Here is a 23,549-nt window from a genome sequence, read left to right as displayed (position 1 = left end):
GCTTTTACTCCCACTCAATAGTGGAAGGTGGCTTACTTGTTACATCTAAAACAACCCTGTTGATCCCCTTTACAGTATTACAGATTCGTCTTGCTGTCCTATCGAGAACATCATACGGAACTCGTACCCAATCAGCCGTCATCCCATCTGCAGATTCTACGGCTCGAAGGGCCACCACCTCTGAATATGTTCGAGAATCTCCCATAACTCCCACAGTTCTCACTGGAAGCAACACGCAAAAAGCCTGCCAAACAGAAGAATAAATGTCACTTTTTGAGAACTCTTCCCTAAAAATCTCATCCGCTTCCCGCAGCGTATCAAGGCGCTCTTTTGTAACCTCGCCAAGGCAGCGAACAGCGAGTCCCGGACCGGGGAAAGGCTGTCGATCCACTATCTCGGGAGGTACGCTTAAGAGTCTTCCTATCGCGCGGACTTCGTCTTTAAAGAGATCCCTTAACGGTTCAAGAACTTTTAGTTTCATATCTTCAGGTAATCCACCTACGTTATGATGGCTCTTAATAACCGAAGCGCCTTTCCCTTTATGCCCACTTTCAATAACATCAGGATACAAGGTCCCTTGAAGCAACCATTCCGCACCTTTTATTTTAGAGGCTTCCGCTTCGAAAACACGAATAAACGTCTCCCCAATAATCTTTCTCTTACGTTCTGGATCTGTCACTCCTCGAAGGGCCTGCAAAAACTGATGGCTGGCGTCTACGTAATGAACATTCAAATCGAGCGCCTTATATCGCTCAAGGACTCTCTCAGCCTCCAGATGTCGCAACAAGCCATTATTTACAAAAATACACTCTAAGCGGTCACCTATGGCTTTAGCAGTTAAAACAGCCGCTACAGTGGAATCAACCCCGCCAGAAAGCCCACAAATAACCTGGCAACCTTTCGTTTTTTTGTGTATCCGTGCCACCATAGTGTCAATCCAGTTTCCAAGATCCCAGTCTCCAGAACACGAACAAACATCGAAGAGGAATTTAGAGAGGATAGCCGTACCATTCTGAGTATGGGCCACTTCTGGATGAAATTGAAGCCCCCATATCTTTCTTTTTCTATTTTCAAAGGCTGCAGGAACTCCTTTATCTGTAACGGCAACGAGCTGGAACCCTTCTGGTAGAGACGCAATATGATCTCCGTGGCTCATCCACACCTCAAAAGATTCTGATATGCCCATAAAAAGAGTTGCCTCTGGATTTTTTACCACTATGGCAGTTCGTCCATATTCACGACTAGCTCCCGACTCTACCTGTCCACCAAAAATTTTTGCTAGGAGTTGCATACCATAACAGACCCCCAGAACTGGAACTCCAAGATCGAAAAGGTCTAAGGATACGGTAGGGCTTCCTTCGTCATGAACACTTTGCGGACCTCCAGAGATAATGACGCCCCGAGGAGTTCTCTTCTTGATTTCATCAATAGAAGTATCCCAGGGGAGAATTTCGCTATGCACTTTCATCTCTCGAATCCTGCGGGCAATCAATTGAGTAAACTGAGAACCACAGTCAAGAATTATTATATTATCCATTTACATTCCCCCGAAAAAAACAAAATCGTCAACATTGCTTATATTACCAGAAAGAGAGAAGAGGGGAAAGAAAAAGCCCCCAAAAGGGGGCTTTTTATAACAACTTATTGGAGTGGAAAACTTACTCCTAGTACATTCCCTCCATACCACCCATTCCTGCTCCACCAGGCATAGGAGCAGCGCTCTTGGGTTCTGGCTTGTCAGCAACAATAGCCTCTGTGGTGAGAACCATGGCAGCAATAGAACCAGCATTCTGAAGGGCACTTCTCGTTACTTTTACAGGATCGATAATGCCGGCCTCAATCATATCCACATACTCGCCAGTAGCTGCGTCAAGTCCCTGACCTGCTTTTAGACCGCGAACTTTCTCTACCACCACATCACCCTGATACCCTGCGTTCTGGGCGATCAAATGAAGAGGTGCCGTGAGAGCATTGAGAATAATCGTTCCGCCAGTTTTCACATCACCTTCAAGGTTCCCTATAAACTTATCAAGAGAAGAAATGCAGTTGATGATAGCAACTCCGCCGCCAGCTACAATGCCTTCTTCGACAGCTGCTCTTGTTGCATTCAACGCATCCTCTATACGATGCTTCAGTTCTTTCTGCTCCGTCTCTGTAGCTGAACCGACCTGAACAACGGCTACGCCACCCACAAGTTTGGCAAGACGTTCCTGAAGTTTCTCTTTATCATACTCAGAAGTGGATTCCTCAAGCTCTTTTCGGATCTGAGCTGCGCGCTTGCGGATCTCTTCAGAGGAACCAGCACCTTCTACAATAGTGGCCTCCTCTTTTGTAATACGAATCTTTTTAGCTTTACCAAGCATAGAGATGTCAGCGCTTTCAAGTTTAATACCCAAATCCTCACTCACAACCTGGCCACCAGTCACAATGGCAATATCGTTCAGCATTGCCTTGCGACGCTCGCCAAAGCCAGGAGCCTTAACGGCAGCTATCTGCATGACACCTCTCAGCTTATTCACAACTAGAGTGGCAAGGGCTTCTCCTTCCACATCCTCAGCAATAATCAGAAGAGGCTTTCCAGTCTGGACAACTTTTTCAAGAACAGGAAGAAGATCTTTAATGTTGCTTACCTTGCCATCATGAATCAAGATATACGCATCATCAAAAGCAACTTCCATTCTCTCAGGATCAGTGATCATGTAAGGGCTAATGTACCCCTTATCAAACTGAAGTCCTTCTACCATCTCAAGAGTCGTTCCTACAGTCTGGCTATCTTCCACAGTAATGACGCCATCCTGTCCCACTTTCTCCATGGCTTCAGCAATAAGCTGTCCAACAGCAAAATCATTAGCAGAGATAGCGGCAACCTGAGCAATCTTATCTCGATTCTTCACGGGAATGGCCATCTTCTTCAGTTCGTCCACTACAAAATCAATGGCCTTTTCAATTCCCTGGCGCATCAACATGCCATTAGCACCAGCTGCTACGTTTTTCATTCCCTCACGGATAATGGCTCGGGCAAGTACTGTAGCTGTAGTGGTACCGTCACCAGCTACATCATTGGTCTTAGAAGCAACTTCTTTGACCAGCTGTGCCCCTGTGTTCTCGAAAGGATCCTCAAGGTCTATTTCTTTTGCAATGGTAACACCATCGTTCGTAATAGTAGGGGATCCAAATTTTTTCTCCAAAACTACATTGCGCCCCTTAGGCCCAAGGGTCACACCAACTGTATCGGCTACTTTATCAATACCACGCAACATAGCATGGCGTGCATCTTCATTAAAAGTAAGGATCTTCGCCATTTTTACATTCCTCCTTAGTTATCTCGTCTCTTATTTCTCTACAATAGCAAGAACGTCTCGCTCACTGAAGATCACAAACTCTTCTCCGTCAAGCTTGATCTCAGTACCGGCATATTTGCTGAATATGATACGGTCACCAACTTTAACTTCCAATGGAAGCTTCTGTCCGTTCTCAAGCACTTTCCCAGTTCCAATAGCTATAACTTCCCCTTCCTGGGGTTTCTCTTTGGCAGTATCTGGAAGAACGATGCCTCCCTTGGTTTTTTCTTCCTGATTGATGACCTTAACGACGAGACGATCACCAAGCGGTTTTAAGTTCATTCGAAAATCCCTCCCTGAAATATTATCCTTTAAGATGTTAGCACTCCTTCGTGTCGAGTGCTAACTGAACGGTTTAAATATTAATTCTCATGCTTTTTTATCTCAAGGATAAATAATCATAAATAATAGAGTTTATCTCTATAAATACGATACTATCTCTTTATATCTCTCTTTTTATCAGTTTTTTGATACTCATCACTACGAAAGCAGGTGCCAAGAAGGGTTAGGAGCAAGAGAAAGATCTGAAATATTCCCTCGCTGAAAGCTATTATATCCAGCAGCAGCTATCATAACGGCATTATCAGTACATCTAATTACAGGCGGAATAAATACTTCCCAATATTTCCTCTTCAATAACTCTTTTCTGAGACCCTTGTTAGCAGCTACTCCTCCTGATATAGCTATTTTCTGAATCCCCGTCACTTCAGTGGCCCGTTCCAGTTTGGAAACTAACGCCGTAACAGCCGCTCGCTGGAAAGAGGCACAAATATCTGCAACAGGTAGATCTGTCTTGCTTTTTTGCAACTCATTTACTGTCCAAAGTACCGCCGTTTTCAAACCACTAAAACTAAAAGCAATTTCATTACTGCCTTTAAGAGGAACAGGAAAACGAAAAGCCTCTGGATTTCCTTGTTGTGCCAGCCTATCAATAACAGGCCCCCCAGGATATCCGAGGCCTAAGAGTTTTGCAACCTTATCATAAGCCTCTCCAGCGGCATCATCTCTTGTTTCTCCGAGAAGCTGATATTGACCCCAATCTTCTACAAGTATAATTTCAGTATGCCCCCCAGAAACGATGAGACAGATAAAAGGAGGAAGAAGATCTTCAGAAGCCACTACATTAGCAAAGAGATGGCCTTCCAGGTGATTAACTCCTAATAGAGGTACTCCCCATGATTGGGCAAAGGCCTTAGCTGTCATGACTCCAACCATGAGCGATCCCATGAGTCCCGGACCTGCGGTAACTGCTATCAGGGAAAGTTCTGAAGCAGGATCACTAATTCCAGCTTGGCTAAAGGCCGCCTGTATAAGGGGTAAAATCGCTTCGAGATGCATTCTCGATGCAAATTCCGGAACAACACCTCCAAAAGGGGCATGTTCTTTGATCTGGCTTGAAATAAAATCTGCTTTAACATTACGTTGCCCCTCTAGAACAGAAACAGCCGTATCGTCACAGCTACTCTCTATTCCCAAGGTCAAAAAATTAGAATTCACTATTGTCACCTCTTTGGGACGGCAAAGACTTCCGAATCCTTTCCACAGACTACAGTTATATTCTGTCCTTTTTTTACGTATTTCCCCGGGACGGAAAAAGCTAAAGTTCCCGTAGTATCTGGAGGAATGTCCCCTACTATCATAAAATCTTTGCTCGTTAAAACATCTTCATCTTTTATTACGTAATCACCGATCTGTAACATTTTGGGCTCAAAATTCCATCGTTTTTGAGTTTTATAACGCATAGCAAAGAGAGCCCTTCCCTTCAAATCTTTACTGCTAAAATGGCTAGCATGCCATTTTAGCCACTCAGGAGCCTGGGGATCAGAGACCAGAGCCTTAGAGAGGGTTCCATCAATATATACGAGGGCAACTTGCGCCCTGGCCCCTATGACCATATCTCCCAAAACTTCACCTTCAATCCAGAAGGAAACGGTTCGCTCATCCATGAGCTGCTGCAACTCTTTTGCTTCTGCAATACAAGAGCAAGAAGAAATTAAAGTGAATCCACATATCACGAGTAAAAACAACTTTAATGATCTATTTTTTGTCATCCATGTTCTCTCCTCTGAAGGAACGTTTTTTAGAGAAAGCCCCCATAAGCCATCCCCATTCTTTAAAACTAAAGAACCATGTACAGCCTCCATATACCACTGCTCCAATAATGAAAACTGCTAAAATCCAGATACCTTTCATGGGAAGAGAAGCTCCAACTGGGTAGAGTAAAAATTTCCGGTATTGCCAAACAGCACCAGACATAATAGCTAAAATTCCTACTATTCGGCCGCTCCATTGTACGGTAAAGATATGAAGGGGTTTTTCCATAACTTTCGAAAGTAAATATCCACCTACAATAGCTGAGACCGTAAACCCGAGAGAAGTAGCAAGAGCAAGCCCTGAAAATCCCATGGGTTTGATTAGGAGAAGACAGAATATAATATTGAATACCACGCTGGAAGCTGTGACCATTAAAGCTGCCCGAGGGCTGCTCTGAGCATAAAGTCCCCGCAAAAAAATGGTAGTACAAGCCATGCCGGGTAACCCCCAAGCGTACATTGCAAGAGCCTTACCAGTGGCATGCCAGGCCCAACTATCAAAAGCACCTCGATAAAAAAGAAAATTAACAACTTCGTCGGAGACAAGAATCAGTCCCACTGTTACCGGAAGTACTATAAAAAGAGCAAAACGAACGGAGTCCTGAACAGTCTCTTTAAACTCGTGGTTATCACCAGTTGCACATCGTGAAAGTTCTGGCAAAACAGCTTGGGAGATTGCTATGACGAAAAGTCCTAACGGGAGTTGTATTACTCTATTGGCGTAGTTCAATACTGAGATGGCTCCGTCCTGTAAAAAAGACCCTAACATCCGACTCACTACCGGATTGACCTGGTTAAGGGAAAGTCCTAATGCGTAAGGGAAAAAGAGTGTCATCATTTTTCTCAGATCTTTATCATGACGATCAGGCTTCGCTGGTACAAGAGGAACACCTTTCCAGGCACTCCAAAACCATTGAAGCCCCCATTGACAAACACCTCCAGCCAAAACAGCAACAACAAGGGTCCATATCCCACAACGAGAAACCAACAGAAACAGAACCAATAAATAAACAACGTTACTAAGAGCTGGCGCTATGGCCGGGACAAAATAAGAATCGAGACTGTTTAGCACTCCCATGGCCAAAGCCGCTAAAGAAACAAGTAATAGGAACGGAAACAGCCAACGCGTCATTGAGACAGCGAGAGATGCTTTGACAGCATCGAAGCCAGGGGCCATAATTTTCACAAGAAGGGGGGAAAAGAATATCCCCACTAAGACCACTGAAAATCCGGCAATGAGGAGAATAGAAAAAGCTTGTTTCGCCAGATATGCTGCCCTCTCTTTGCCTTTTTGAGCCAAGCTTTGAGAAAAAACAGGAACAAATGCCGCCGACAAAGCTCCTTCAGCCAACATTTGTCGGGATAAATTTGCTAAAGTATAAGCAATATAAAAAGCATCGAGTTCGCTCGATGCACCAAAAAGAGCTGCCGTAACAATTTCACGAGCCAACCCTAAAATTCGGCTGGCAAAAGTTCCCACCATCATAACTAATGCGTGGCGAACCATTCTGGAAACACGAGAGGACATGAACGACGCCTCCTGAACAACAAGGAAATGAGGTACTTTATATGAGCTTTATTATTCTTTGGGGTACAGGAAATCCCCTCTTTGGTGACGATGGAGTTGGTCCGTTTGTCGCCCAATATTTACAGAAAAAAGAGATGGAACATCCCATCTGCGCTATTAATTGCGAAACAACTCCGGAAAATTATATTGGCGACTTGCAACGACAACACCCAGACCTGCTGCTTATAGTAGACGCAGCCGATATGGGGCTTCCTCCGGGATCCACACGTCAGATACCCTTTGAAGAAATACAAAATGCCACATTTAGCACTCACGGACTCCCCTTAGATCTGTTGTTAAAAGAAAAGGCTCAAGAAATACCTATTATTTTTATCGGAATACAACCATATTCGCAAGAATTGGGTGATTCCCTTTCTCTGCCAGTTCAAAATGCAGCATTAGAACTTATATCTTTGCTACTCTCTGGCAAATGGGAAAATATCCCTCTTCTTTACCAAGAGAAGCGATCGCCTAAATAGAATTTGCGAGCGACTTCGCTCTGAGCTACTTCATCAGGTGGGCCCTCAATAATAATTTCGCCCTGGTGAATTAAGTATGTACGATCAGTAATCGCCAAAGTATCGCGCACATTATGGTCTGTAAGCAATATACCGTACCCTTTCGCTCTCAGGCTTAGTATGATTTGCTGGATATCGTAGACTGCTATGGGGTCAATACCACTAAAGGGCTCATCTAGCAGAACAAAATCCGGCATGATAGAAAGGCACCGTGCGATTTCTACCCTCCGTCGCTCTCCTCCGCTGAGAGCATAACCTGGAACATCTGCCAGATCGGTAAGCCCCAGTTCGTCAAGAATGTGCTCCACCATTTTCTCTATCTCTTTTTTAGGCCGACCAAGTTCCTGTAAAACAAGTTCTATATTCTCTTGCACTGAAAGATTTCTAAAAACTGATGCCTCTTGAGGAAGATAGCCTACTCCTATTCTTGCTCGGCGATACATCGGAAGAGAAGTGATGTCTTTTTCATCAATCATAACCCGTCCAGAATCTGGCTTTATAAGACCTACAATCATATAGAATGTCGTAGTTTTACCAGCCCCATTAGGACCAAGAAGCCCCACAATCTCTCCCATATGCACATCAATATCGACAGAAGAGACCACAGTTCTTCCCTTGTATGCTTTGCAGACCTCTCGAGCTTTAAGAGTCTTTGCGCTCATTTGCATCGTTCCCTTTCTTTTCATGAAGCTGGAAAGTAACCTGCGGTTGCCCTGAGGCCTCCATTTTACCTGTTCCTGGCGAGTACAAGATCTCTTCTGCCCGTAAAGTGCGATCCAACTGCAGAGCTACTGCGTTCCCACGCACTCGCAACAAGTCCTGAGCTTTTGAATAGGTAGCCGTGGAACCGGTGATACGGGTTTTTTGCCCATCTGTGCCGGTAAAAATTATCACCACATTTCCTGAAGCGTTTATATCTGTGGTCTGTCCTTCTTTTATGGTACCCTTCACCGATTCAGCTGAAACAAAAATTTTCTGCTGGCTATCCTCAAATTTCCGCACTTTCTTTGAAGAGAAAGCTATTTTACTCATATTAAGCTCATCAGCGTCAATGGAACGAGTGCCGAAGTATCCGGAAACCTTTTCTCGAAGAATATATTCACCATCCTGAGACAAATCACCATCTAAAGAATTACAGGAAAGATCAACTGGCTCCTGCTCCCACTTCCCGCCAATATGAACTCCCCCACTGAGGGTTATTTTTCGACTCTTGAGATTTCCATCTCCTCGCGGAGCTGTAATAAATAACTCCACTCGCTCTATTCGAACATTTTTTTCCGCTACAAAAGCCCCCGTTTTGGAATCATAAGACATATTTTCCGCTGTTATCCGGGCTTCTTCTCCCCAAAGAACCCCCGCCCAAATTAAAAGGAAACAAAAGGGGACGAATAACTTTAGCTGTCTTAAGCATTTATGCATCCCACTCACACCATTCTGAGAAAAAAATTAGACATTCAAATGCCGCCGTTATTCTACCTTTTCACGCTCTCGCATGGCAAGCCCAGAGACATAATCTAAACTTATCTACTCACAGCCCCCAAGTTCTTGTTTCAACGCTTCGAAAGCCTCTTCTACCTTCGCTGCAGCTACAACACACGTTACGCTAGAAGGAAGAGCTAAAATCATATCAATATTTACTCCTTGATGGGCTAGAGCGCTAAAAACTCTAGCAGGGAAATCCCTCTTATCAGAGGGCAACGAAGAAACAGATATCTTTGCTATCTCTGTATCGAAGATAACCCCTTGAGCATCAATCTCCATAGAAACAGCCCGACAAACACGGATAGCTCCCTCAAGCCCGCTTTTTCTCACTAAAAAAGCTATATCATTCACTTGTCCTCTCATAACGCTCTGAACAATCATCTCTACATCGATTTCTACTTCAGCAAGGGCTGCAAAGAGGGAGGCTGCTATGCCTGGAATATCTGGCACTCCAAGGAGGGCTACTTTCGCCACATCCAGATCAAGAAAAATGAGACTTGAGGTCTTTTCTCTGTTTATATTTTGCATTATGAGAACCTCCCGACTGTTATTATTTTATAAGAGACAAAATCCTTCACTCTCTTCCGACAAAACAAAAAAACGAAAACGGATTCTATGCCTCGAAAAAATAGAACACACGAGTTGGGGCATCTTCTCCGATAGTCCCCTCGGGAAAGGCTATCATACTAGGGTCCAAACCACTTATAGCAGCATCAGAGCTACAATTTGTGATCGGATCAGACGCACAAACTCGAAAAAGGTGTCTCATAGGCCCAATATGCCTCCAAGAGCTTCTAGGGTTCCATCGACTACACTTAGATCGGGAATCCCCTGGAGAGGTGCATCTGGATCTTTTAAGCCATTCCCTGTAAGGACCACCACAATTTGAATGCCCTCCGGAAGCTTGCCTAATTTTTTAAGTTTGCAGAGTAGCGCCACAGGAGCACAAGATGCGGGCTCGGCAAAAAGGCCTTCATGAGAAGCCAATTCTTTCTGTGCTGAAAGAATTTCATCGTCAGAAACAGAAAAAAACTGCCCTCGACTTATTTCTACTGCATGCAAAGCTTTCTCCCTATTCACGGGGTTTCCTATGCGTATAGCAGCAGCTATAGTGTCTGGGTTCTCTATCGTATGTCCCAAGACAAGAGGAGCTGCCCCCTCTGCTTGTACCCCTATAAGGCGAGGTATTTTATGAATTTTACCTATTTCTCGATAATACTCCAAGGCTGCTCCGTAGGCGCTAATATTGCCCGCATTGCCTACTGGAAGAACAATCCAATCAGGCATATCTGTCAATTCATCGCAAATCTCCCACGCAGCAGTTCTCTGTCCCAAAAGGCGGAAAGGATTCAAAGAGTTAACAAGCGTAAGTTTTTTCGCTAAAGCTCCTTGATGAGCTAGTTCCAAGGCTTCATCAAAATTTCCTCGAATCGCTACAACTTTGGCTCCATGTATAAGAGCTTGTGTCAGCTTACCAAGAGCCACCTTCCCTGCCGGGAGCAACACGAAGCAAGGCAGCCCTACCAGTGCCGCATAAGCAGCTGCAGAAGCAGAGGTATTACCTGTAGAGGCGCAAATAAAGGCTCTACTCCCCTCCTCTAATGCTTTAGCAGCGGCCATAACCATTCCGCGATCTTTAAAAGACCCCGTTGGATTCAGACCCTCAAATTTTGCCCAAAGAACCACTGATAGTTCTCGGCTGAGATGGCGTAGAGGGAAAAGAGGCGTTTCCCCCTCAAAAAGCGATATACGAGGAGTGGCCTCCGTCAATGGAAGATGCTGTTCATATCGACAAAGGATCCCTAATCTTGGCATCTACTATCTCCCCCTCCTCTCGGCGTTATATTATACATAAAAGCCCACACCACTCCAGCCCCGGAGCGGATGTGGGCTTCACTCGCGATTCCGCTCTACCCTGCGGCGAAGCTAGTCGGAATAGTCTTTATTATCCTTTTTGCTAAGATCTGGCGCTGTTTCTTTATTATAATTGGCCCGAGCTCCCAAAATAGCTTGTTCAGGAGCCCCGTTATAATCCTGCCGTCGAGAAATTACTTCCAGCACTTTTTCCGCTGAGTTTTCTGCATTAAAGGCTTTTATAAAACGCGTAGCCCACTCTTCAGTTTCATCTATGATACGCCCGATGATCTCAGGAGATTCATTCATAATATACTTGCCCATAGGAAGGTTGGATCTTTTATAATTTCCATCTTTACGGCTGTAGCCCTGAGCATCGCACCATTCCACAATTTTCTTCCATGTCTCTTCAGAAACACCTCGGTGAGATTCTTTTACATAAGAACCTTTTTCTGTTATAGCATTTCCTGTATCTGGATCCATCTTGATTCCAAATACTATATTTTGGAAAAGAGTAGCTACATTCCCTTTGTTAATCCCATACTTGGCAAATTTGGCAACTTTTTCTATAGGAGTTCCAGAGATACCATGTTGTGCGATGGAAACACCATAAGGGCGGATTGCCTGAGCTATTTCCAACGTTCGATCAAGGTCGATACCCTCTTGTTGTCCTGTATCGTAAGTCCCATGAAGACTTCCATTGGATATAGCAAGCAAATCAGGGAAAATTCCCCAAGCATTGAGGCCACCGATAAAGAATTTTGCTTCTTCTACTGTTGTCAATTCCCCTGGCCCTTTTATCTCGCCAACTTCCACTTCTAAGCCAAGATAGGCAGGAATATGCATAGCTACATCTCGAGTATTGCACAAATTTTCCCAATCTGGCAGATGAGATGCATCTATAGCAACAGAGGTCCATCCCTTTTGAATAACCGAAGGGATGTGACTCACTGCCTTAAAAAGATCCGCTTCGGATTTAATAGCATAATGATCGACGTGAAGGCCAAAAATTACACCATGCCCCAACTCGGAAGATGTTTTCACTGCATATTCTGGAAGGTTATCAAAATTGCCAGCACAATATGTCGATTCTGACTTTGCAATCTCGATAAAAACAGCAGCATTCAATTTTTTAGCAGCTCTGAAAACTCCTTTTACCGTCAAAGGGTTTCGTGCATTAGCAGCAAGAATAATAGCATTCGCTTCTCTAAAAGCTCGAACAATATCACGACCACTGACTAATCCAACTTCTTCATTTCCCCACAAAGCCTGAACATTCAGAGGGCGTTTTTTCAGCATCTCCTTATATGAGGCGCTGTTCGTTCTCATCCGTTGTCACGCTCCTTGTACAATTTTCATTAATTTTCTATCTCAAAGGTAGACTCCCATAGGATGATATACGATACACTATACCACAAGGTTTTCAACTAAAAAAAAGAGAGGACATCTTATAAAATTAAGATGTCCTCTCTACTTATGAAAAGCCCCTAACGAAGGCCATTCCACATAATTAGAACAATAGCTATAGGAGCAAAAAAACGCAGTATCAAAAGCCACGGTGACATAAAGGCAAAGTTGAGTCTGCCTTTATTGGAAACATTATCTTTGATTCTATCTGTTACAACCCATCCTACAAAAAGGGAGATCAAAAGACCGCCTGTAGTTAAAAGAATGTTATTGCAGATCCAATCCATGGCATCGAGAAAACTCTTACCAAAAAGATTAATGGGATAGGCACCCTGGGAGAGAGCTGATGGAATTCCAAGAAGGAAGATAGCCGTTCCCATAAGAAAGGAACTCTTTCCTCTGCTCCAGCCCAATTCATCTTTACAGTAAGAAACGACCACCTCAAAAAGAGATACCGACGAGGTAAGTGCAGCTATAAAAAGAAGTGCAAAAAAGAGCCCCGACCAAACCATACCACCCCACATCTTCGAAAAGACTGCGGGCAAAGTTATAAAAGTAAGGCCTGCACCTGCTCCCGCATCAATACCAAAAGAGAAAACAGTAGGGAAAATGATTAATCCTGCAAGAAAAGCAACAAGGGTATCAAGAAGAGTAACTATGGCAACTGATTTTGGAATATTTTCATTCTTGCCAATGTAACTGCCAAAAGTAATGAGGACCCCCATGCCGAGAGAAAGGGAATAAAAAGCCTGTCCCAAAGCATCAATAATCGTGCCCCCAGTAACTTTGGAAAAGTCGGGTTTAAGATAAAAAGCAACACCTTTCGATGCTCCGGGAAGCGTCAAAGCCCTGGCAACAAGAATGAGTATGATGACAAAAAGTCCTGGCATGAGGATTTTGCTGGCCCGCTCAATACCTTGTCCAATGCCTTTATACACTACAAGAACAACCATAAGCATAAAAGCAAAAAAAGCAAAAAGAACTTGAGTGGGATTGGCAATAAAGCCTAGAAAAGCATTCTGAGCAGCCGACGTATCATGAAGAGACATGAGGCCTGTGAACGACTTGAAAATATAAGCGAAAGTCCATCCCCCTATAACTGCATAGTACGAGAGGATAATAAAAGCCACAACTAGTCCCATCCAACCAACGATAGGCCAGGCCCCTCCCTTTAGCTCCTTGAAAGCTCCCACTGCATTTTTTTTCGCCGCACGCCCGATGACAAACTCTGCCAGCATTATTGACGCTCCAATAGTGAATGCCAAAATAACGTATATCACTAGAAAAGCTGCTCCTCCATTTTTCCCTGTAATGTAGGGGAAACGCCAAATATTACCAAGACCAATTGCTGATCCTGCTGATGCGAGGAGAAAACCAACTTGGCTTCCCCATTGTTCCCTTTCCGTTTCTTCCTGTTTCACAAAAACCCCTCCTATCAATATTTGAATATTCAAAAAAGAAAGATGCGCAGTGATAAGCCTCATTTATATCTTTAAATATTTAGCTTTTTAAAAATTTAATATGATTATGATAACCGGATAAAAAAAGGGGTCAGACCCTAAAAAGGGTCCGACCCCGAAAAGTCTGCCGGCTAAAAAATCAAATGCCAGTAGGCGCTCCGGAAGAGGACCCGCAGCTAATAATAACTAGGAGTATAATTATTATGTTAATTAAAATATTCCAATTGATATTCACTGCGTTCCCCTCCTTGCTATTAGTGTATTTTGTATCCTTGAAAGTAGCGTTATCTTATATATTATTTTCAGACTTGTCAAATTCTATTTCATTAAATATTTCAAAGCTCTTTCCCGAAGAGGTATTCTTAAAAAATTCAAATCGATCTTCTCGTTACTCTAAAAAGAAAAGGGTTGCAGTTTCATAAAGACCATGATAATATACCCTTCGCTGTGATGGACACAGATATTGGATATATATGATTGGGGAATGGTGCAACGGCAGCACGCCTGACTCTGGATCAGGTAATCCTGGTTCGAATCCAGGTTCCCCAGCCAGTAAAAAAGGCCCCATCGACTAGAGGTCAAGGTCGTCACCCTCTCAAGGTGGAGACACGGGTTCGAATCCCGTTGGGGCTACCATTATAAACGTGTTGCTTAGCGAGAAGATTCGATAAGAGGGCACGGGAAAACTAAAGGGGAAGCTTTTGCTTCCCCTTTTTATTTAAAACTAATTTTCTACCCTTCGCTTCCCTCTTTTAGTCTCTCTTCCCAAGTGATAAACGAGTGATAATAGAGTTGATCTCCATCGTCAATTCCTCGAGTTATCTCTGTAATGTGAGTATGGGTAGCCTCTATTTGCTCAAGTACATACTGAACCGCTGCTTCCGGCATGCTATGTTCCCCACACGTATATATATCGAGAGCCATATACTGCGCTTCAGGCCAAGTATGAACAGAAAGATGCGATTCGCTGATCACTACTACGCCACTTACCCCATTAGGAGGAAATCTGTGAAAGGATACGGACCAAACCTGAGTATGCGCCCTCTTCGCCGCTTCTACAAGTATCTCCTGAAGTTTCTCTACCTGTCCGATAACATCACCACACCCAGAAGCTTCAACAATAAAGTGATATCCTTTTGGTGACATGTACCCTCCTCCTCTTTACGCCTAACAACCATACCTTAGGTTCAAGTGGGATAAGTATATTACAAAAAGAGCAAAAAACACATAAGAAAATAAAAACAATAAAAACCTTTCTTATAAATTTTCTTGATTTAGATATAAGAATAAGGAGATAAAAAAACGGCCTATCTCCTTAAAGATAGACCGCTATATAATCTGGTGGAGCTAAGGGGATTCGAACCCCTGACCTCTTGAATGCCATTCAAGCGCTCTCCCAGCTGAGCTATAGCCCCACATCGCAGAACGTGAGTATTATAAGTAGCTCTAGAGCTTCTGTCAACCTCTAAAACAGTTATTTCCCTCCCGGAGCAAAAATATTCATCTCCTGGTATCCTTTCGGAACTTCGAAAAGGTGATCAGGTATTGTATGTTCTTTTATATCTGAAAGTATCATCTCTGATGTACCAGAAGGGCCTGTCTGAATATGCTTTATAGAGGCTTGGAGTTTCTCAGAAAACCACACTATCATAACACCCATATCAGGATCACGGTATGTATAGCGATATTTGTTACAGTCATATCCATTCACTTTTTCCTTGCCAAGATTCTCCATGACAGCTTTTCCTTGTAAAGTTTCTTCAGCGCTCTTTTGGTCCATAGCTACGTTCCATCCATCCAAAGGTATTTTCAGATACGCTTCTTCTTCCGGCAAAATCACGAGAACATTCCCTTGAAGACCTTCAGAAATAACAATTCGTGCTACCCCGTCCTCCTCTACTTCCTGACGAAATTTTTGTCCCTTTACATAAATACGTCCTGATTCCGTTTCTTCTCCCTCGATATTTATAGTAAAATTCGCCTCAAACTCCACACTCGCTCCAGCAAAACTCCATGACGATAGGCCACATAAAACAAAGATGCCAGTTAATGCAATCAAAATAATTCTATTCCTCACCACATCGCCTCCTTTTTGAAGAATTAGGTAATTCCATATTATTCTACAGTATCGAACATTCATCTACACCTTAAAAATATTAAGGGAAAGCTATCACGTGAAAAAAGGACTAGATACCCTTTCAACTTCCCTCCCTGAGTCTGATTGATTCCCCTAAGAGGCAATGAGAAAATACTTATAGCAACATACATAAAGTAATTTCGCCATGAGCTGAATAATTACATTAAATGTCGCAGCTAGTAATAATACCCAAACACACACATAAAAGGAGTCTTGATAATTGTGAGAAGAAAAACGACATCACTATTGCTAATTGGTCTTCTATTCCTCATATCTTGCGTAAACCTACAACCTGCTTCAGCTGTTAGTCGTGGAGAAATGGCTGAGGTCATAATTAAAACATTAGATCTCCCTCGATGGACAGGACAAGATCGTTTTTCCGATGTGCCCACAGATCATCCGTTTTTTTCTGCAATAGAAACAGCTCGAGCTTATGGGATTATTTTCCCCGGAGAAAAATTTCACCCGGATTTGGAGGCCACACGAATAGAAGCTCTCCATTTTGCTTTCAAAGCCATGGGATGGTCTCACGAAGCAGAAATCGCTCAGTTTTTGGCTCCTCAAGAAAACGAAGATATCCCTCCTTTTATGTTGCCTTCATTATCTCTAGGGGCTCTTTGTTCTCCTCTGGCTCCACAACCCTTCATCAACTTTCCCCGACAAAACCTTGAGAGAGAAGACCTTGCTGAGTTAGCCAACTGGCTTTATTCATGCCGCCGCTCTATGATCTGGGATCAAACTTTTTATGGAGAACACACGAGTCTTCGAATACATAGAGAAAAGGTCGGAACACCACCTATTTCCTGGGCTATTTTTATAACAGAAACACCAGATGCAACTGCTGCACAAAAAATAGAAGCAGAGTTATCTCAAAAAGGGCTCTCTGCTTTTATTATTAATTCTGAAACTACCTACACTGTTTACACAGGACCATACTCTAATTTTGTTAAAGCATGGGAAATATTCGAAACCTTACCTACGGAGTTGGGCGCTAAAATCGTTCCTCACAGTCAACAAAAAAGCGAGGCCCTTTTTTGGGCAGCTCTTCAAACAGAGGGTATCCAGAAAACACCAACCATCATAACAGCTCCATCTTTAGGACAACCACTTTTGCCTCTTAAACACATGACCGACAAAACAAGAGCTGAAGCTGCTATTAATGGTGGCTTTTTCTCTTCGAGAAAACCAATAGGAACCCTCATTGTTCGTGGCATTCCTCTTTCTCCCTCGTATGCACAGCGTTCTGCTATGGGATGGACCGAAGAAGGGGCTACTTTCTGGGGGAATGGAGAATTCCGTGCCCTATTAAGAGACGAATATCGTATAGCCCCTATAACCGATCTTAATTCTGTTCCTCCAGAGAATGGTTTAGGGCTGTTTTCTTCCATAGCAGGACAGTTCTTTAAACCTCTTCCTCTAGATTCAGTTCTTTATCTCTTCGGAAATGACAGTATTTCGGAAGCTGGATCTCTCATTCGTTCTCAGCGAGCTGTTCCAGATAACAGCCTTCTTCTCGCCGCTCGCGGAATAGGCATAGATATGATTAAATCTTTCATCTCTGAAGGAAAAACTATTTCTATGGAAATAGAGTGGCGAGACCCCTCTATGGATGGATCATCTTATGCCCTGCAAGGTGGACCAATGCTTCTCAAAGATGGGCAACTTCAGACACGCAATGAAGGGTTCTCTCAAAAGCTGAGAGAAGAGAAACATCCACGCACTATAGTAGGAACTGACGGACAAAAGGTATGGTGGATAGTAATAGATGGTCGTAACCCATGGCACAGTGGAGGAGCAACGCTTCTAGAAGCAGCTCGCCTCGCTAACGACCTCGGCCTATCCACCGTTTTGAACCTTGACGGAGGAGGGTCTTCCGAACTTGTTTGGAAAGGACAAATTATTAATGCCATTCCTGGGGGAAGAGAGAGACCTCTCCCTTATGGAATCTTTTTCGCACCCAGCACTACTGGCGGGGAGGGATCTCCCGTTTCGTAAAGGAAGGTGTGCTTCCTGAAGTTTGAAGCCTCACACCGGTTTGCGGAATTGCCAAAGGGATACCAGCGTTATCGAAGGCTTCCTTTACTCTAAGACGGTACTCTCTTGACATAGCCCATTGGTCGCCTGGAGTGGTATCAAAAAGCGTTCTCAAAAGAGTAGAGCTGTCAAGAAAATCTAAGATCCCTTGAACTGAAGGTTCGCCAATAAAAAGCGTCGGATTTTCTGCTTTTAAATCAAATGCTACCTTTTCCATAATAGCCATGGCTTTTCGCGTATCTGCATCAAAGGGAATTCTGATTTTAATAGCTGCTCGGGACCAATTTTTTGTGTAATTTGTAACTCCATCAATGCTCCCGTTTGGCATAATAATAAGATTCCCATCTACATCTCTCAAATGGGTGGTGCGAAGGGTTAGTTTCTCAACCGTTCCACTACCCATATTTGTTTGGATCCAATCTCCAACCCCATAATGGTCTTCTATTACCACAAAGATTCCATTTATAAAGTCACGAATAATATTTTGGGCAGCCATAGAAACTCCCAGGCCCGCTAGCCCGACACCTGTTAAAATCGGGGTGATATTAAACCCTAAACTACCTATTATGCTTAGAACAAAAATAGCGCCTATCACCCATTTCACTATATTGAGCGTAATTCCCCTTAATGTTTCAATTCTCTGAAGAGCTACCGGCCGATTACCATTTTTCCCGTTCTTCTCAACTGATCTGTACACTAAAGAAAAACCCCTGGAAATAGCCAATAAAGCAACTTTGTTTACAATAAACCACGTTATAATAATACCTATAATTACCATTATTTGATGGGCAAAAGGGAATGCTGCCTTAATCTGTCCCATATAGCCCCTCCTCAGTTTTTGATTTGTATAGAAAGATCTGGACGAGCTTTTTTCACCGTTGTCAGAAAATCTTCCCATAAAACAACAGGGAAAGTAACTTGCCATCCTTTTCCTGTTTCCTTCATAAAAAAAGCACTAAAAATCTTTTTTCTTTGAATAGTATCAATAGCTATTATTGTGTTCCACGGAAGGAGCTCTTCCTTTTTTTTCCCCCAGCTAGAGAACTCTCGTACTACCCCCTGATCTGACAAAAAAAATCTTACATTTATTCCGCCCATATAAAGACAAATAACCCCTACGCACACATATGGAAGCAACAACTTTAGGTCTGTTATGGAACGAGCAAAAATTTTTCCCATACCTATAGATACAAGCAAAAAACCCACTATCAAAGAAGCTATTCTTGCCCACATCGGATAAGAAAACGAAGAAACTGTCAGCCGATCACCCATGGTTATAGACGCTCCTCTCTTTAGGGGATCCGAATTCGTTTCAACTCGTCTACATTATTCATAATTTCAGTATTTTTACTAAGCTCCTTTATTTCTTTTTCTAAATAAACGTCTTCTAGATCTTTTTGAACTTTTTCAGCAACCTCTTCGTAGGGAGCAAGTTTCCCTCCCTTTTTTTCTATGAGCTGAAGGATATGGTAACCATAATCAGTTTTTATTGGACCACGGAGTTCTCCTGGTTTCATTGAAACGGCATCTTTAAAGGGGTCTGGGAGTTCCTTTTTAGACATCCATCCCATATCCCCTCCTTCTTTTGAAGTAGAAAAATCCAGACTCGTTTCAGCTGCGGCTTTTTCAAAAGGCCTGCCCGTTAATATCTGTAAGAGTATAAAACGAGCTTCCGAAGCAGTACCTACTAAAATCTGGCGAAAATGATACGCCTCTTCTGCAGTATAAAGATCAGGGTGGGTTTTATAAAAAGTCTTTAAGGCAGATTCGCTCAAATCCCAATGTTTTGAGGCATCAGAAACATAAGCTTCTGCTAAAATACTTAATCGAGCCCACTTTAAACGTGCCGCTACATCTGAATTATAATAAAGTCCTTTACGTTGGGCTCTATCTGCCAGGACAAGCATATCTGTAATCTGACGTAACAGCTCCCGCTGGTCTCTGTCGCTCATTTGTTGAATTACAAGAGCCGCTAAAGCTTCATCATCATTAGTATGTTGACGTACCAACGATAAAAGTTCATCAATGTTGATAGTCTCACTTTCTACTTTAACAATTGGGGTACCATTTCCTGCCCAAGCTTCCCCCATAAACATTATCAGAAACAAACATAGGAGTAGATTCGTTCCTATGATTTTTCGTCTCATGATTCACGCCTCCTTCAGCGCCTTATGTTCGTCGTGTGATTTCCATCTGGGGCAGATGGATAAGGAATTGGAACGTAGTGAACAGAAGGACGTCCCATCCCAGATTGTGGGTATAATTTCATAATATTGCAAATCTGAGAAGAAAGGTCTGTATTGACAGGCAACCCTAAAGATTGAGCTTCTTCCGCTGTGATAGGATAATCATGAGTCCAGCGCCCCTCAGTCAAAATTTTAGCCAGCTCCTCAGCTTTTTCTTTTTCCATCTTGTCATCTAACAAATGAACGACAAAAGATCGCGTCTGTTTCACCGCTTTACGACTTACATCCGCTAAGATAAGTGTAGAGTCATCTATTTCTGCTACTGGTTTTTCTTCTACGGCTTTCAAGATAGATGCTGCTGGATATTGCCCTATTTGTGGATCTACCGGTCCAAGTACCGCGTGCTTGTCCATTAATATTTCGTCTGCAGCCAAAGCTATCAGAGTTCCTCCGGACATAGCATAATGTGGTACTACTACTGTAACTTTCGCCGGATGCTTCTTTAGGGCATATGCTATTTGTTCTGCAGCAAGGAGAAGTCCGCCTGGTGTATGAATAATAAGGTCAATAGGAGTCCCTTCAGATGTAAGGCGGATAGCTCTCAAAACCTCTTCAGAATCCTCTATATTCAGGAAATTACGGGAAAACATCCCTAAAAATCCCATGCTTTCCTGGCGATGAATTAAAGTGATAATTCTCGTTTTCCGACGTTTCTCACAAGAGCGAAGTGCTGCTATCCTTCGCCATTGTAAAAGTTGTTGTTTTAACTGAGGATAAATAAAAAAGAACAGAAAAAATAAAAGCCAGAAATTGGAAGTATTCATAAGGCATCTCCTCCTTCCCCAATGGGAGAACGATGTCTTTTTATTGTACAAGGGACAACTCTACCTGTCAGCTTAAAAAATCATAAATATTTTATTTATGAGTGCATATTTTATAAAAAAAGCGGCAGCATTATACTGCCGCTTTTTTATGCTTCCTATTCGACATCTTTTTAAAAGTCGTCTCCCCTTTCTCCGCATCAATGGAGATACGACTTCCACGAGTCATTTTGCCCTCCAGAAGCAAATCTGCCAGTTTATCTTCTATTAATTGTTGGATAGTACGACGCAAAGGCCGGGCTCCAAATTTCGGATTATATCCTTTCTCAAGGATAAGAAGTTTTACTCTTTCGCTCACTAAAATATCTATACCCTGGAGAAGCAAGCGTGCCCTTACATCCTGCAACATAATATCGACAATAGAGAGCATCTCCTTTTTATTCAAAGGCCTGAACACGACCATCTCATCAATTCGGTTGATAAATTCCGGTCTGAACATCTTATTTGCTGAGTCCAAGATATCTCCTCGCGTCTTTTTCCAGTTGAAAAAGCCATCTGTTTCGCCAGTGATGGAAAAACCGAGAGACGTTCCTCTAGCTGCATCTTTAGCTCCAACATTACTTGTCATAATAATTACGGCATTGCGAAAATCTACGGTATGTCCTTGACCGTCAGAAAGCCGCCCATCTTCCAAGATTTGCAACAAAATATTAAAAACATCCTGGTGAGCCTTCTCTATTTCATCGAATAAAACGACAGAATAAGGGCGGCGGCGAATAGCTTCGGTGAGTTTACCTCCCTCTTCATACCCAACATAGCCGGGAGGAGCGCCTATCAATTTCGCTACCTCATGTCGTTCCATAAACTCACTCATATCGAGACGAATCATGGCTTCTTCGCTACCAAAAAGAAACTGGGCCAAACATCGTGCCAGCTCTGTTTTTCCTACCCCTGTAGGACCGAGGAACAAAAAACTCCCTATTGGTCGCTTCGGATCTTTCATACCACTCCTCGCCCGACGAATAGCACGGGCCACAGCACTAACAGCTTCTTCTTGCCCAATTAAACGGTGATGTATCTCTTCTTCCATACGAAGGAGCCGTTGTGACTCTTCTTCCGTGAGCTGTGTCACAGGGATACTTGTCCATTCACTTACTATGATGGCTATATCCGCATCTGTAACTAAAGGTTGCTCCTGATGACGTCTAGATTGCCATTCTCTCTTTTTCTGTTCTAATTCCTCAGAGAGTTGCCGCTCAGCATCTCGAAGATTTGCAGCTTTCTCGAATTCCTGTGACGTAACTGCCGCTTCTTTCTCTTTTCGAGCCTCTTCTAAACAACGTTCTACTTCTTTAATGTCTACTGGCGGTTCCATAATTTTTAAACGGGCACGAGCTGCCGCTTCATCTATAAGATCTATCGCTTTATCTGGAAGGAACCTTTCCGTAATATACCGAGCAGAAAGGCGAGCAGCTGCGACAAGGGCTTCGTCAGCAATTTTAACTCGGTGATGAGACTCATATCGATCACGAAGCCCTTCTAGAATCCGTATAGAGTCTTCTACTGTTGGTTCCTCTACCGAAACAGGCTGAAAACGCCGCTCCAGAGCCGCATCTTTTTCTATATGTTTTCGATATTCATCAAGAGTTGTAGCTCCAATAACCTGAAATTCACCCCGGGCCAGACTCGGCTTAAGTATATTCGCAGCATCTACGGCTCCCTCTGCTCCGCCAGCGCCAACAATAGAGTGGATTTCATCTATGAAGATAATTACATCTCCCGCTTCTCTCAACTCTTTAATGAGCTTTCGCATGCGCTCCTCGAATTCTCCTCGGTATTTCGTTCCAGCAACAAGATTACCAATATTAAGCTGAACAACCTTCTTCCCTCGAAGAATTTCGGCAATATCACCATCTTGTATCTTCTGTGCTAATCCTTCAACAATCGCAGTCTTGCCTACACCCGGGTCTCCTATAAGAACCGGATTATTTTTCGTCCTTCTAGCAAGAATCTGAATAACTCGCTGAATTTCTTTGTCCCTTCCAATTACAGGGTCCAGTTCTCCTTTTCTCCCTTTTTCTGTAAGATCAATACCAAGCTGATCGAGAGTTGGCGTCTTGGTCTGCCCGCCTCGTTGGTTATCACCAAGAACATCTGACTGCACCATTCCCTCAGCTTCGCTGTTAGAGATATAATGACTCATCTCTCTCTGTACCACAGTTAAATCTATTCCCATTGAAAAAAGAACTTGAGCTGCTACTCCTTCCCCTTCTGCCAACAAACCAAGCAAAACATGTTCTGTTCCTACATAGTTGACACCCATATTTCTGGCTTCCTTAATAGCAAGGTCAAGAACTCGTTTTGCCCGAGGGCTAAGAGGTAGATCTATAGGCTTTAATATCGGTTGCCCCTTCCCTACCATCTCCTCTATTTGCCGACGTACTTCTTGGAAGTTAACACCAAGGGAAGAGAGAATTTGAGCTGCTACTCCTTCGCCTTCTACTAGGAGACCAAGAAGAATATGCTCTGTGCCAATTACATCGTGACCTAAACGAAGAGCTTCACGATGAGCCAGCTGCACTACTTTTTTCCCTCGTTCCGTAAAAAATTGCCACATGGCCCTCTTTCCTTCCTTTTTCCCTAAAATAC

General features: G+C 43.2%; 22 protein-coding genes and 3 tRNA genes. 4 read left to right on the top strand and 21 right to left on the bottom strand.

The genetic code is table 11. The features are described from left to right. Positions 1–4: 4 nt before the first annotated feature. The 6 genes from guaA to murJ all read right to left on the bottom strand — a co-directional run bounded on the left by guaA (position 5) and on the right by murJ (position 6,962). Entirely contained in the window at positions 5–1,537 is a 1,533-nt protein-coding gene (gene guaA / locus B4J50_RS07355) for a glutamine-hydrolyzing GMP synthase (RefSeq protein ID WP_286845903.1), read from the bottom strand. A gap of 127 nt (positions 1,538–1,664) precedes the next feature. Further along, positions 1,665–3,302: a chaperonin GroEL gene (groL, locus tag B4J50_RS07350; protein ID WP_286845905.1), complete on the bottom strand. Its 1,638-nt coding sequence runs from the start codon at positions 3,300–3,302 to the stop codon at positions 1,665–1,667. Positions 3,303–3,332: 30 nt separating this feature from the next. Then, complete coding sequence (gene groES, locus B4J50_RS07345) at positions 3,333–3,623, bottom strand: co-chaperone GroES (protein ID WP_024822628.1); 291 nt, start codon at positions 3,621–3,623, stop codon at positions 3,333–3,335. Between the two features lie 198 nt (positions 3,624–3,821). Continuing rightward, complete coding sequence (gene tsaD, locus B4J50_RS07340) at positions 3,822–4,838, bottom strand: tRNA (adenosine(37)-N6)-threonylcarbamoyltransferase complex transferase subunit TsaD (protein WP_286845907.1); 1,017 nt, start codon at positions 4,836–4,838, stop codon at positions 3,822–3,824. Positions 4,839–4,843: 5 nt separating this feature from the next. Continuing rightward, on the bottom strand, positions 4,844–5,392 hold the full coding sequence (locus tag B4J50_RS07335) for a hypothetical protein (RefSeq protein WP_024822630.1): 549 nt from the start codon (positions 5,390–5,392) through the stop codon (positions 4,844–4,846). Next, entirely contained in the window at positions 5,379–6,962 is a 1,584-nt protein-coding gene (gene murJ, locus B4J50_RS07330) for a murein biosynthesis integral membrane protein MurJ (protein ID WP_024822631.1), read from the bottom strand. Before murJ ends, B4J50_RS07335 begins: the two co-directional genes overlap by 14 nt. A gap of 41 nt (positions 6,963–7,003) precedes the next feature. Here murJ and B4J50_RS07325 point away from each other — a divergent pair, with 41 nt between their 5' ends. Further along, positions 7,004–7,480: a hydrogenase 3 maturation endopeptidase HyCI gene (locus tag B4J50_RS07325; RefSeq protein WP_286954040.1), complete on the top strand. Its 477-nt coding sequence runs from the start codon at positions 7,004–7,006 to the stop codon at positions 7,478–7,480. On the opposite strand, the gene lptB is transcribed toward B4J50_RS07325, so the two are convergent. From lptB to B4J50_RS07290, 7 genes are all read right to left on the bottom strand, one after another. Next, the gene (gene lptB / locus B4J50_RS07320) at positions 7,453–8,181 is read right to left on the bottom strand and encodes an LPS export ABC transporter ATP-binding protein (RefSeq protein WP_024822633.1); all 729 of its coding nucleotides are present in this window, start codon (positions 8,179–8,181) and stop codon (positions 7,453–7,455) included. The two genes, B4J50_RS07325 and lptB, sit on opposite strands and share 28 nt — an antisense overlap. Beyond that, entirely contained in the window at positions 8,162–8,938 is a 777-nt protein-coding gene (gene lptC, locus B4J50_RS07315) for an LptA/OstA family protein (RefSeq protein ID WP_286845914.1), read from the bottom strand. The genes lptB and lptC overlap by 20 nt, the downstream gene beginning before the upstream one ends. A gap of 105 nt (positions 8,939–9,043) precedes the next feature. After that, entirely contained in the window at positions 9,044–9,529 is a 486-nt protein-coding gene (locus B4J50_RS07310) for an ACT domain-containing protein (protein WP_286845916.1), read from the bottom strand. A gap of 85 nt (positions 9,530–9,614) precedes the next feature. Next, positions 9,615–9,770 carry a hypothetical protein gene (locus tag B4J50_RS07305; protein ID WP_286845918.1) on the bottom strand — a complete coding sequence of 52 codons (156 nt, stop codon included), beginning with the start codon at positions 9,768–9,770 and terminating at the stop codon, positions 9,615–9,617. Beyond that, positions 9,767–10,816 carry a threonine synthase gene (gene thrC / locus B4J50_RS07300; protein ID WP_024822636.1) on the bottom strand — a complete coding sequence of 350 codons (1,050 nt, stop codon included), beginning with the start codon at positions 10,814–10,816 and terminating at the stop codon, positions 9,767–9,769. Before thrC ends, B4J50_RS07305 begins: the two co-directional genes overlap by 4 nt. Before the next feature lie 111 nt (positions 10,817–10,927). Next, positions 10,928–12,184, bottom strand: coding sequence for a class II fructose-bisphosphate aldolase (locus B4J50_RS07295; RefSeq protein WP_286845921.1), 1,257 nt, complete (start codon positions 12,182–12,184; stop codon positions 10,928–10,930). A 158-nt stretch (positions 12,185–12,342) separates the two neighbouring features. Continuing rightward, the gene (locus B4J50_RS07290; protein WP_024822638.1) at positions 12,343–13,683 is read right to left on the bottom strand and encodes a sodium-dependent transporter; all 1,341 of its coding nucleotides are present in this window, start codon (positions 13,681–13,683) and stop codon (positions 12,343–12,345) included. A 517-nt stretch (positions 13,684–14,200) separates the two neighbouring features. Between B4J50_RS07290 and B4J50_RS07285 the strand changes: the two genes are divergently transcribed. Both B4J50_RS07285 and B4J50_RS07280 read left to right on the top strand, forming a co-directional pair. Beyond that, a tRNA-Gln gene (locus B4J50_RS07285) sits at positions 14,201–14,274 on the top strand. Between the two features lie 8 nt (positions 14,275–14,282). Next, positions 14,283–14,358, top strand: a tRNA-Glu gene (locus B4J50_RS07280). 96 nt (positions 14,359–14,454) lie between these two features. Here the strand turns inward: B4J50_RS07280 and speD are convergent. From speD to B4J50_RS07265, 3 genes are all read right to left on the bottom strand, one after another. Further along, positions 14,455–14,868: an adenosylmethionine decarboxylase gene (gene speD, locus B4J50_RS07275; RefSeq protein ID WP_024822639.1), complete on the bottom strand. Its 414-nt coding sequence runs from the start codon at positions 14,866–14,868 to the stop codon at positions 14,455–14,457. 193 nt (positions 14,869–15,061) lie between these two features. Next, a tRNA-Ala gene (locus B4J50_RS07270) sits at positions 15,062–15,137 on the bottom strand. Positions 15,138–15,196: 59 nt separating this feature from the next. Further along, complete coding sequence (locus B4J50_RS07265; protein WP_286845924.1) at positions 15,197–15,799, bottom strand: DUF4412 domain-containing protein; 603 nt, start codon at positions 15,797–15,799, stop codon at positions 15,197–15,199. Positions 15,800–16,081: 282 nt separating this feature from the next. Between B4J50_RS07265 and B4J50_RS07260 the strand changes: the two genes are divergently transcribed. Then, entirely contained in the window at positions 16,082–17,854 is a 1,773-nt protein-coding gene (locus B4J50_RS07260) for a phosphodiester glycosidase family protein (protein ID WP_286954036.1), read from the top strand. On the opposite strand, the gene B4J50_RS07255 is transcribed toward B4J50_RS07260, so the two are convergent. From B4J50_RS07255 to B4J50_RS07235, 5 genes are all read right to left on the bottom strand, one after another. Next, positions 17,823–18,713 carry a mechanosensitive ion channel family protein gene (locus B4J50_RS07255; protein WP_024822642.1) on the bottom strand — a complete coding sequence of 297 codons (891 nt, stop codon included), beginning with the start codon at positions 18,711–18,713 and terminating at the stop codon, positions 17,823–17,825. The genes B4J50_RS07260 and B4J50_RS07255 overlap by 32 nt on opposite strands. Before the next feature lie 11 nt (positions 18,714–18,724). Continuing rightward, a complete protein-coding gene (locus tag B4J50_RS07250) occupies positions 18,725–19,165 on the bottom strand; it encodes a hypothetical protein (protein ID WP_024822643.1) in 441 nt (146 codons plus the stop codon). A gap of 20 nt (positions 19,166–19,185) precedes the next feature. Further along, positions 19,186–20,040, bottom strand: coding sequence for a peptidyl-prolyl cis-trans isomerase (locus B4J50_RS07245; RefSeq protein ID WP_024822644.1), 855 nt, complete (start codon positions 20,038–20,040; stop codon positions 19,186–19,188). A 14-nt stretch (positions 20,041–20,054) separates the two neighbouring features. Further along, complete coding sequence (locus tag B4J50_RS07240) at positions 20,055–20,903, bottom strand: SDH family Clp fold serine proteinase (protein ID WP_024822645.1); 849 nt, start codon at positions 20,901–20,903, stop codon at positions 20,055–20,057. Between the two features lie 130 nt (positions 20,904–21,033). After that, positions 21,034–23,517 carry an ATP-dependent Clp protease ATP-binding subunit gene (locus tag B4J50_RS07235; RefSeq protein WP_286845929.1) on the bottom strand — a complete coding sequence of 828 codons (2,484 nt, stop codon included), beginning with the start codon at positions 23,515–23,517 and terminating at the stop codon, positions 21,034–21,036. Positions 23,518–23,549: the final 32 nt, after the last annotated feature.

This window comes from Aminobacterium sp. UBA4908, from assembly GCF_002398115.1.
GTDB classification, from domain to species: Bacteria; Synergistota; Synergistia; order Synergistales; family Aminobacteriaceae; genus Aminobacterium; species Aminobacterium mobile.
The sequence above is the reverse complement of the archived record's forward strand: the minus strand, read 5'-3'. Positions and strand labels throughout refer to the sequence as shown.